The sequence below is a fragment of the Phormidium pseudopriestleyi FRX01 genome (assembly GCF_017313335.1).
GTDB lineage: Bacteria > Cyanobacteriota > Cyanobacteriia > Cyanobacteriales > Laspinemataceae > Laspinema > Laspinema pseudopriestleyi.
Genome location: NZ_JAFLQW010000512.1, coordinates 1 through 10,338 on the forward strand (window position 1 = coordinate 1; position 10,338 = coordinate 10,338).

Here is a 10,338-nt window from a genome sequence, read left to right on the forward strand (position 1 = left end):
CCCCCTCTCCTTACCAAGGAGAGGGGGGCTGGGGGGGGTGAGGTTCTAGCTCCCCCCTCTCCTTACCAAGGAGAGGGGGGCGGGGGGGGGTGAGGTTCTAGGGAACTCCAAAAAATAAAATCCCCAAAACGTTCGTAGTGACTCCTTCACGCCCGTCATCTTAAAGAAACCCCTGAAGGGGTTACTACAAACTTGAGCTAGTGACTCCTTCACGCCCGTCATCTTAAAGAAACCCGTGAAGGGGGGAAGTTGAACGTTTGGATGATTTATATTTTGCAATCCCCTTACTCAAAATCATCCTCAATATCATCATCATCATCAAAATCCTCATCATCCTCGAAATCCTCCTCAAGGATGGAGAGCGATCGCACCTCTTTACCCCCCTTCACTCCCAAATTCCCATCACCCAACAACTCATCGTCCGCCTCATCATCATCAGGAGGCAAAATCTCCCCATCCAACTCGATCACCTTATTCCCATAAGCCCGCGCCGTATGGTCATCCAGCACCACACCCTGAAACTCCTGGGGCTCCTCCTCAATCACCCCCTCATAAGCACTATCATCCGGCAACAGCATCATATCCTCATAAGCATTAAACCCAGTCCCCGCAGGAATCAGCCGCCCAATAATCACATTCTCCTTCAACCCACGCAACCAATCAGACTTACCCTCGATCGCCGCTTCAGTCAGCACCCGAGTCGTCTCCTGAAAAGAAGCCGCCGAAATAAAACTATCCGTATTCAACGACGCCTTAGTAATCCCCAACAACAGCGGAGTGTACTTCGCCGGCGCACCGCCGGTAATCGACATCGCCTCATTCACCCGTTCCACCTGTTGCAACTCAATCAACTCCCCAGGCAGCATAGTCGTATCCCCGCCATCATCAATCCTCACCTTGTTCGTCATCTGACGCACAATCACCTCAATGTGCTTATCACTAATATCAATCCCTTGGGACAAATACACCGACTGCACTTCACTCACCAAAAACGTCTGCACTTGCTGAAAACTCAACAGCGTATGCTCATAATTCCGTTCCCCCGGCAGATTGAAGAAAATCTCCAAAATCTCATGAGGATTGCTCGGTCCATCAGTTAGCGGTTCCCCCGCCTTCACCCGCTGACCATCACTCACCAGCAGGGGCTGACCCGGGCCCAACTCATAATCCGTAACAGCCCCATCATCTTCTACTACTTTCAAAATCACCGTATCATCATCCCCATACACCACCTGGGCCACCCCAGGCAAGGCGGCCAATACGCAACCCTCTTTCGGCTTACGGGCCTCCAGCAATTCCTCAATCCGGGGCAACCCTTGAATAATATCCCCAGTCTTGGTGCGCTCAAACACCAGCAACACCAGGTTATCCCCCCGCTGCACTAAGGAGCCATCATCCACATGAAGCACAGCCCCAGGAGACACTCGGTAAGGACGCGCCAGACGCAACTTAATCCGGTAATTCCCCTGGGCTAAGGCCGAACTATCGTCAGGCTCTAGGGCCGTCACTTCCACGACCCGACCTGAATCGGGCATCCGGAGTCCGTTGGCGATTTCGGTGTTCTCGATGACAAATTCTCCCACTTTGACTGTGGGTTCTTCAAAGGAGTCTACGGTAATGACATCATTATCCCGGACCACCAGGACCCGGCGAATGGCTTCTGCCCCTTCGCGAATCCCGCGAATTTCACCGGCTTCTTTGCCGAGAATTTCGGTGCGGGCGACGACTGCCCCGGGGGGAATCCGGTCCCCATCTTTGACTAACAGGCGAGTTTGGGTACTGCCTTGGGTGGTATCGGCGACGACATCCCGGCGAATGACTAGGGATTCAAGGATGACTAACTGTAACCGCATGGGCGCACCCTTAGAGGGGTCCAACTCTTCGGAGGAATTCTGTTCCTCAACTGACACTGGCACTAATTCAATGTCTGCGGCGAGTCCAGGGGCATCTTTATCAATTTCCAGGACTAACTGGGTCCGCAGCAATTCCAACCCTTCTACAGATTTGACCCGTTCTCCATCTTTATAGGGCAACCGCTGGACGGCGCGCAGTTGAATCATGGCCTCTTCCCCATTGTTCAGAGACTCCTGAGAGGGAATGGCGGGTTCATCCAAGACGGGATATTCGACTATGGGACGCAGCAATAAGGCGGGACCTTCGGGGGTTTCTAGGATTTCGACGTAGCGCAATTCCTGGGCGATGAGTCCGGGGATAATTTCTTGACCGGGATTGACGATTGTGCCATTGGCGATCGCCACTTTTTCCGGGTCTTCAATCATTATCAATTCCCCGGGCTTGATGGTGACTTCCCGGAGGATGTCGTTTTTCTGGGTGACTTCGACGACTCCACTGGTGGCACATTTGATGTCTTTGACTATTTCTGTGGCGGCTTCAACAAATTGGCCGTCTTCTACTAGCAACAAGGAAATGTCTTTGTTGATTTCGTGGCATTCTTCGGGAATCCAGAGTAAGGTGCCGCCTTTGACGACTTCATAGCCTTGTTTGGCTTTACCCCGCTTGAGCACGTCCACTCCGGCATATTTGATGATTCCCCCGCTTTGGGTGCGGTAGGTTTCGTCGATTAGTTCGGCGACGACTTGATGATTTAAGACTTTGGTTCCGGGGGTGGCTTTCAGGGAGAATAACTGTTTGCCAATGGTTTCAATGGTGTAGTGGTCGCGGCCTCCGGTGGAGGTGGCATAGACGGTGGCGCGGTCGAGGGTGACGGAGGCGGTGATGATTTCGATTTCCCGAGGCATGGAGGATGGGCGGTTTTCCATTTCTCCTAGGAGTCGGACGATGCCGCCGTTGTCGGTGACGAGTTTGGTTTCGGCGAGGATTCCTCCGGGTTGGATGCGATCGCCATTTTTGACGACGGGTTCAGCGCCAGGGGGTAGGTTATAGACTTCTCCGGACAATATCCAGACGAGTCCTCCCCGGGTGGCGGTGCGGGTGGCGTTGCCTTGGCGGTCTTTTTTCTCTTCGGGTATCAAGTCGGCAAAGACGACTTCTCCGGCTAGGTCGGAGGCGACGTCTTTGGTGGCTTTTTCTGTTGTCCTTCGGGTGCGTCCGGGTAGGGGGACTTCTGCCAGGATGGTCAATGGTTCTACGTGGCGGCCATCGGGAATGAGGAGGACGGTGCCTTGGAAGACATCAAAGACGTGGTTGCGTCCGTTTGTTTGGAGTCGAATTTCTGATTTGGCATTTTCGACGACGAAGGCATCTTCTCCATGACGGGTCCGGAAGGCGCGTGCGCGCATGGTGGGGGAGTAGTGGACGGTTCCGGCGTCAGGGGCGGTGACGGTCCGGGCGACTTCTGCGGTGAAGACGCCGCCGGTGTGGAAGGTGCGCATGGTGAGTTGGGTGCCGGGTTCGCCTATGGATTGGGCGGCGATGATGCCGACGGCTTCTCCCATGTCTACGAGTTTGCCGTGGGCTAGACTCCAGCCATAGCAAAGCTGACAGACGCTGCGGGAGGCTTCGCAGGTGAGGGGCGATCGCACGATGACTTGTTCTACTCCATGTTTCATGATGTTTTCGCACAGTTCATCGTTCATGGGCTGATTGCGGGCGGCAATTAATTCGCCGGTTTGGGGGGAAATGATGTCTTGGATGGTGACTCGACCAAAGAGGCGATCGCTTAGGGGGATTAGTATTCGGTCTTCGTCCTTCATGGATTCTATGGGTATTCCGCGTGTGGTGCCGCAGTCTACTTCTCGGACGATTACGTCTTGGGAGACATCGACTAGACGCCGGGTGAGATAGCCGGAGTCTGCGGTTCGCAAGGCGGTATCGACTAGGCCTTTGCGGGCTCCGTAGGAGGAGATGATGTATTCGGTGACGGTGAGTCCTTCGCGGAAGTTGGTTTTAATGGGTAGGTCGATGATTTCCCCTTGGGGGTTGGCCATTAAGCCGCGCATTCCGACTAATTGCCGGACTTGGGAGACGTTTCCTCGTGCTCCGGAGAAGGCCATCATGTAGACGGAGTTGAGGGGGTCGGTTTCTTTGAAGTGACGGACTACTTCGTCTTTGAGGGCTTCGCTGGTGCTGTTCCAGGTGTCGATGACTTTTTGGAAGCGTTCTACTTCGGTGATTTCTCCTCGGGCATAGCGATTTTCGGTTCTGGTGATTTCGAGTTCGGCCCCCATTAATAGTTCGCGTTTGGAGGGGGGAATCATTAAGTCATCGACACTGATGGAGACTCCGGCTTTGGTGGCATAGCGGAATCCCAGGTCTTTGATGCGATCGGCAATTTGTGCACTCCGGGCTGTCCCATGTTGCACAAAAGTTCGGGAAATCAGGCTTTTAATTTGACCTTTATTAATAACTCGGTTGTAGAAAGTGAACTTCTTTTTAGTCATTAGTCTTTTATCCTTTGTCCTTTGACCGATGAAATGAAATAGGGAAATCAGGGAATTATTTGAAAATCCACTCTTGTCCCCCCTCGCCTCTTAGGAGAGTGGCGTCGGGGGTGAGGTTCTTTTCTTGCTCCCCCCTCTCCTTCCGAAGGAGAGGGGGGCGGGGGGGGTGAGGTTCTTTCCCGCCTTAACTCAACACATCCGCAATGGTTTTATTGAAGATAATTCGGCCTGCTGTGGTGTGAATGTATTGAGAAAGCAGATTACCATTGGCATCTTCTCTTATACGGCGATCGGCATAGAGTTTCGTCACCGTTCCATCAGAATGGTTGGTAACTTCGGGCTCGGTTTCTTTCACATCTGAATCAATATCCCAATTCATATCCAGCCGCACCCAAATCAAAGCGTGTAACTCAATCACCCCTTGTTGATATGCAATAATCGCATCCTGCAACGAGGAAAAATAACCCCCTGCACCCTTATGAGCTTTAGGATTATGGGCGGTCAAATAATAACAACCCAACACCATATCCTGAGAAGGCGTAACAATAGGCCGTCCCGTTGCCGGAGACATAATATTGTTAGAAGCCAACATCAATAACCGGGCTTCGGCTTGGGCCTCTAAACCTAGCGGAACGTGCACCGCCATTTGGTCTCCATCAAAGTCAGCATTAAATGCTGGACAAACTAACGGGTGCAATTGAATGGCGCGGCCATCCACCAAAATTGGCTCAAAGGCTTGAATCCCTAAACGGTGGAGGGTCGGTGCGCGGTTTAACAGGACGGGATGGGATTCAATCACCTCTTCCAAGACATCCCAAACACTCGGGTCAGCTCGTTGAATCAGCTTTTTGGCCGCCTTAATATTGTTCACCAAACCCTGACGAATCAGGCGGTGAATTACAAACGGTTGGAAAAGTTCGATCGCCATTTCCCGAGGCAATCCGCACTGGTGAATCTTCAGTTTCGGTCCGACGACAATCACGGAACGTCCGGAATAGTCCACCCGTTTTCCCAGCAAGTTTTGCCGGAATCGACCTTGTTTCCCCTCAATAATGTCGGACAAAGATTTCAGGGGTCGGTTATTTGCACCCACCACCGTCCGTCCCCGACGACCATTATCAATCAGGGCATCCACGGCCTCTTGCAACATCCGTTTTTCATTTCTAATGATGATTTCCGGGGCCAAAATCTCCTGCAATCGGGCTAACCGATTATTCCGGTTAATCACCCGCCGGTACAAATCATTTAAGTCACTGGTTGCAAACCGGCCCCCATCCAACTGCACCATCGGACGCAAGTCTGGGGGAATCACGGGAATATATTTCAGAACCATCCAATCGGGTTGAGACCCGGTGGCGATAAAGTTATCAATGACCCGCAAGCGTTTAATCAGTTTGGCCCGCTTTTGTCCTTTGGAGTTGGCGATTTCTTCGCGTAACTTTTCCGCTTCGGGTTCTAGGTCGAGGTCCTGTAATAACCGTTGCAATGCTTCGGCACCAATCCCGACTTCAATGCCGATGAGTTCCGTATCCTCACTATAGAGTTGGTCCTCGATTTCCATCCAAGCATCTTCACTCAGCAGTTGCTTGTATTGGAGATTGTCTGCATTTCCGGGACTCAGAACACAATAGGCATTGAAGTAGACAATTTGTTCGACATCCCGCAAGGGCATATCCAGGAGAATGGCGATATAGCTGGGAATGCCTTTGAGATACCAAACATGAGCAACTGGCGCGGCTAATTTAATAAAGCCCATGCGATGGCGACGCACCCGAGACTCGGTGACTTCTACGCCACATCTTTCACAAACAATGCCGCGATGTCGAACTCGCTTATATTTGCCGCAATGACATTCCCAATCTTTCGCGGGACCAAAAATTCGTTCACAAAATAAACCGTCCATTTCCGGTTTTAAGGTGCGGTAATTAATGGTTTCCGGTTTGGTGACCTCGCCGACAATTTGACCATTCGGCAGGGTTCGTTCACCCCATTGCCGAATTCGGTCTGGGGAGGCGATCGCAATCTTTACATAATCAAAGCGCTGCTCAATCTTTGGCATTTGATGTCCTTGGTCGTTGGTCGTTGGTCGTTGGTCGTTGGTCTTTGGTCCTTGGTCGTTGGTCGTTGGTCCTTGGTCGTTGGTCGTTGGTCGTTGGTCCTTGGTCTTTGGTCGTTAGTTGTTACTGATTGGTCATTCATCCAAACGACCAATGACGAATGACAAACAACAAATGACAAATGACAAATGACAAATGACAAATGACCAACGACAAACCTACTCTTCCTCCTCTAAAGCTTCCCGAGACACCGACTCATAAGTTGGCCGAGAGGGAGTGCGACGATTAGCCACATCTGCCATTAAGTCCACTTCTACATCCCGAGAAGTACCATCCTCCTGGGTCTGCACTTTATGCACCGCAATATCCAAACAAAGCGACTGCAACTCTCGCATCAACACTTTGAAAGACTCAGGAGTTCCCGGACGAGGAATCGCTTTTCCTTTGACGATCGCATTCAACGCCTCATTCCGTCCCTGCATATCATCGGACTTGACCGTCAGCAACTCCTGCAAGGTATAGGCCGCCCCAAATGCCTCCAAAGCCCAAACTTCCATTTCTCCAAACCGCTGGCCCCCTTGTTGCGCTTTACCGCCGAGGGGTTGCTGGGTGACCAAAGAATAGGGCCCCGTCGAACGGGCATGAATCTTGTCATCCACCAAATGCACCAACTTGAGCATATAAGCCTTACCCACCGTAATCGGACGGTCAAAAGCCTCTCCAGTCCGGCCATCATAAACTAAGGTTTTCCCGGGGTGGTCCTCATTAAATAACCAATCCTTACCCGTCTTCTGCCGAGACTCCCTCAACTTGCCATGCACCGTTTCCCGCGATTTTTCTGGCCCGTGCATTTCATCAAACGGCACAACCTTGAACCGGGACCCCAGATTTTGTCCGGCCCACCCCAGGAGGCACTCAAACACCTGGCCTACATTCATCCGCGAAGGCACACCCAAGGGATTCAACACGATATCCAACGGCGTCCCATCAGGCAGATAGGGCATATCTTCTAGGGGCAAAATCCGGGAAATAATTCCCTTATTCCCATGACGACCGGCCATTTTATCTCCGACCTGGATTTTCCGCTTTTGGGCCACATAAACCCGCACGACCATATTTGCACCCGGGGGCAGTTCATCCCCTTGTTCTCGGGTAAACACTCGCACATCCACAACCCGGCCTTTTTCCCCGTTCGGGACTCGCAGGGAGTTATCCCGCACGTCTCGGGCTTTTTCCCCGAAAATCGCCCGCAAGAGCTTTTCTTCTGGAGGTTGGTCCGACTCCCCTTTGGGCGTGACTTTACCCACGAGGATATCCCCGGATTCAACCCAGGCGCCAATCCGGATAATTCCCCCTTCATCTAACTGGCGGAGGGAATCTTCCCCAACGTTGGGAATTTCTCGGGTAATTTCTTCCGGTCCGAGTTTGGTTTGGCGGGCCTCAATTTCATATTTCTCAATGTGAATTGAGGTGTAGAGGTCGTCATAAACCAGACGCTCACTAATTAGAATGGCGTCTTCGTAGTTATAGCCTTCCCAAGGCATATAAGCCACGATAATATTCTGACCCAGGGCCAATTCCCCCCCTTCGGTGGAGGACCCATCAGCCAAGACCTGTCCGGCGACGACATCATCCCCTTCAAATACCAGGGGACGCTGGTTCAAGCAAGTGTCTTGGTTGGACCGTTGATATTTCTGTAGCTGATATTCCATAAACCGACCCGTGGGGTCCTGGACGCGAATTTTGGTGGCATCGACAAAGGTGACCATGCCATCGGTCCGGGAAACAACGACCATGCCGGAGTCCCGGGCCGCTTGTGCTTCCAGGCCGGTCCCGACTAAGGGGCGCTCAGGCAGTAACAGCGGCACGGCTTGCCGCTGCATATTAGAACCCATGAGGGCGCGGTTGGCGTCATCATGTTCCAGGAAGGGAATTAGAGAGGTTGCCACAGAGATAATCTGCACGGGAGAAACCGCCACATAGTCCACCTGATCCGGGGTGGTGGTGGTGAAATCTTGGCGATAGCGCACGGGGACGGTTTCACCCTGGATATAGCCGCCTTCATCGACGGTAATATCTCCAGGGGCCACCCGCAGGTCATCTTCCTCATCGGCGGTCATAAACAGGGCTCCGCGTTCCCGCAAAACCCGCCCATTTTCTACGGGATAAAAGGGAGTTTCGATAAATCCGTAGGGGTTGACTCTCGCGTGAGTCGCTAAGGAGCCAATTAAGCCAGCGTTGGGACCTTCTGGAGTCTCAATGGGGCAGATTCGTCCGTAGTGGGAGGGATGAATATCCCGGACCGCAAATCCAGCCCGTTCCCGAGTTAATCCGCCGGGACCGAGGGCGCTCAAGCGGCGTTTGTGGGTCAGTTCCGCTAGGGGGTTGGTCTGATCCATAAACTGGGAAAGCTGGGAGGACCCAAAGAATTCCTTGATGGCGGCGACGAGGGGTTTGGGGTTGACCAAGGAGGCGGGGGTGAGGGAGTCCGCATCGGAAACGGTCATGCGTTCGCGGATGATTCGTTCTAGGCGGTTGAGTCCGACTCTGATTTGGTTTTGCAGGAGTTCGCCGACCGATCGCACCCGACGATTGCCTAAGTGGTCAATGTCGTCGCTTTGTCCCACATCGAATTCCAGGTTAATCAGGTAGTCGATCGCCGTGAGGATATCTTGGGGTGTCAGGACCCGGATGTTATCGGGGACAGACAAGCGCAATTTTTTATTCAGCTTGTAGCGGCCCACTCGCCCGAGGTCATACCGTTTGGGGTCGAAGAAGCGCGAATCCAGCAGTTGGCTGCCTCCGGATACGGTGGGGGGTTCCCCGGGACGCAGCTTTTTGTAAAGCTCCATCAGGGCTTCTTCTTCGGTGAATTCCCCTTCTTTTTCAATGGTTTTCTGAAAATATTCCGGGTGGCGCAGGGCATCGAAAATCTCGTTATTGGTGAGTCCCAGGGCCTTGAGCAGCACTTGGGCGCTCAATTTGCGGGTTTTGTCAATGCGGACCCAGACTAAATCGTTTTTGTCGGTCTCAAATTTCAGCCATGCGCCCCGATTGGGGATCAAGCTGGCATTGTAAGTCCGGCGACCATTTTTGTCGGTCTCAGATTTGTAGTAGACTCCGGGCGATCGCACAATTTGGTTAACAATGACCCGTTCGGCCCCGTTAATAATGAAGGTCCCCCGTTCGGTCATTAAGGGTAGGTCACCGATGAAGACTTCTTGCTCTTTGATTTCGCCGGTTTCTTTGTTGATGAGTCGAGTGGGTACATACATTTGCACCGCGTAGGTACTATCCCGGCGTTTTGCGTCATCTACATCGTATTTCGGACGCTTGAGTTTGTACTCCTTCCCTATAAAATGTAATTCTAGTTTTCCCGTATAGTCGGTGATGGGGGAAAAGCTGTCGAGTTCTTCAATCAGTCCTAATTCAAGAAACCAACGGAAACTCGCCCGTTGAATCTCGACGAGATCGGGGAGGGTAAATGCCGTTGCGGCTGGGTAGGTCGGATTATTCATCTTTTTTCCCTCATTGAGACGGACGCTATATTGGTACTCCAATTAGCGGTGAGAGGAAAGGAGGAGCTAGGTTTACGCTGCATAAAGATTGTTCTCCATGAATCGATTAATCAGTCCATTACCGCCTTGGAGTTGTGTAATTCCGTGTAGTATTGCAATCTACTTTCGTTCGGGCAGTTACGAACTGAAATCTGACAACTGAAGTCCGCATAATGGTTTTGCTCTGTTGAGCCGGACCTTTTCTGGGGTAATGTTAGCTTCTCCCAAGGGGAGACGCTGCGCGAACGACAATGTTAGAGGTCGGTACTATCTTAAAGACACTGGATTAACCCAATAAGCCTGTTTAATCTTTAAGTTTTAGTAGCTCCAGACTAGCTACGCATCCGTAGGTAAGAACTTGAA

The 10,338-nt window shown here is 52.1% G+C and carries 3 protein-coding genes; all 3 read right to left on the bottom strand.

All coding sequences use genetic code 11. The annotated features are described in order from the left end of the window. Positions 1-284 precede the first annotated feature (284 nt). The 3 genes from J0895_RS19380 to rpoB all read right to left on the bottom strand — a co-directional run bounded on the left by J0895_RS19380 (position 285) and on the right by rpoB (position 9,936). Positions 285-4,361, bottom strand: a complete 4,077-nt coding sequence (locus tag J0895_RS19380; RefSeq protein ID WP_207089645.1) for a DNA-directed RNA polymerase subunit beta' — start codon at positions 4,359-4,361, stop codon at positions 285-287. Positions 4,362-4,545: 184 nt separating this feature from the next. Then, complete coding sequence (locus J0895_RS19385; protein WP_207089646.1) at positions 4,546-6,420, bottom strand: DNA-directed RNA polymerase subunit gamma; 1,875 nt, start codon at positions 6,418-6,420, stop codon at positions 4,546-4,548. 216 nt (positions 6,421-6,636) lie between these two features. After that, positions 6,637-9,936 carry a DNA-directed RNA polymerase subunit beta gene (gene rpoB, locus J0895_RS19390; RefSeq protein ID WP_207089647.1) on the bottom strand — a complete coding sequence of 1,100 codons (3,300 nt, stop codon included), beginning with the start codon at positions 9,934-9,936 and terminating at the stop codon, positions 6,637-6,639. Positions 9,937-10,338 lie beyond the last annotated feature (402 nt).

What these genes read in the sequence shown, in the direction of transcription:
- rpoB (WP_207089647.1), bottom strand. Translation starts at nt 9,936, where the DNA reads ATGAATAATCCGACCTACCCAGCCGCAACGGCATTTACCCTCCCCGAT.
- J0895_RS19380 (WP_207089645.1), bottom strand. Translation starts at nt 4,361, where the DNA reads ATGACTAAAAAGAAGTTCACTTTCTACAACCGAGTTATTAATAAAGGT.
- J0895_RS19385 (WP_207089646.1), bottom strand. Translation starts at nt 6,420, where the DNA reads ATGCCAAAGATTGAGCAGCGCTTTGATTATGTAAAGATTGCGATCGCC.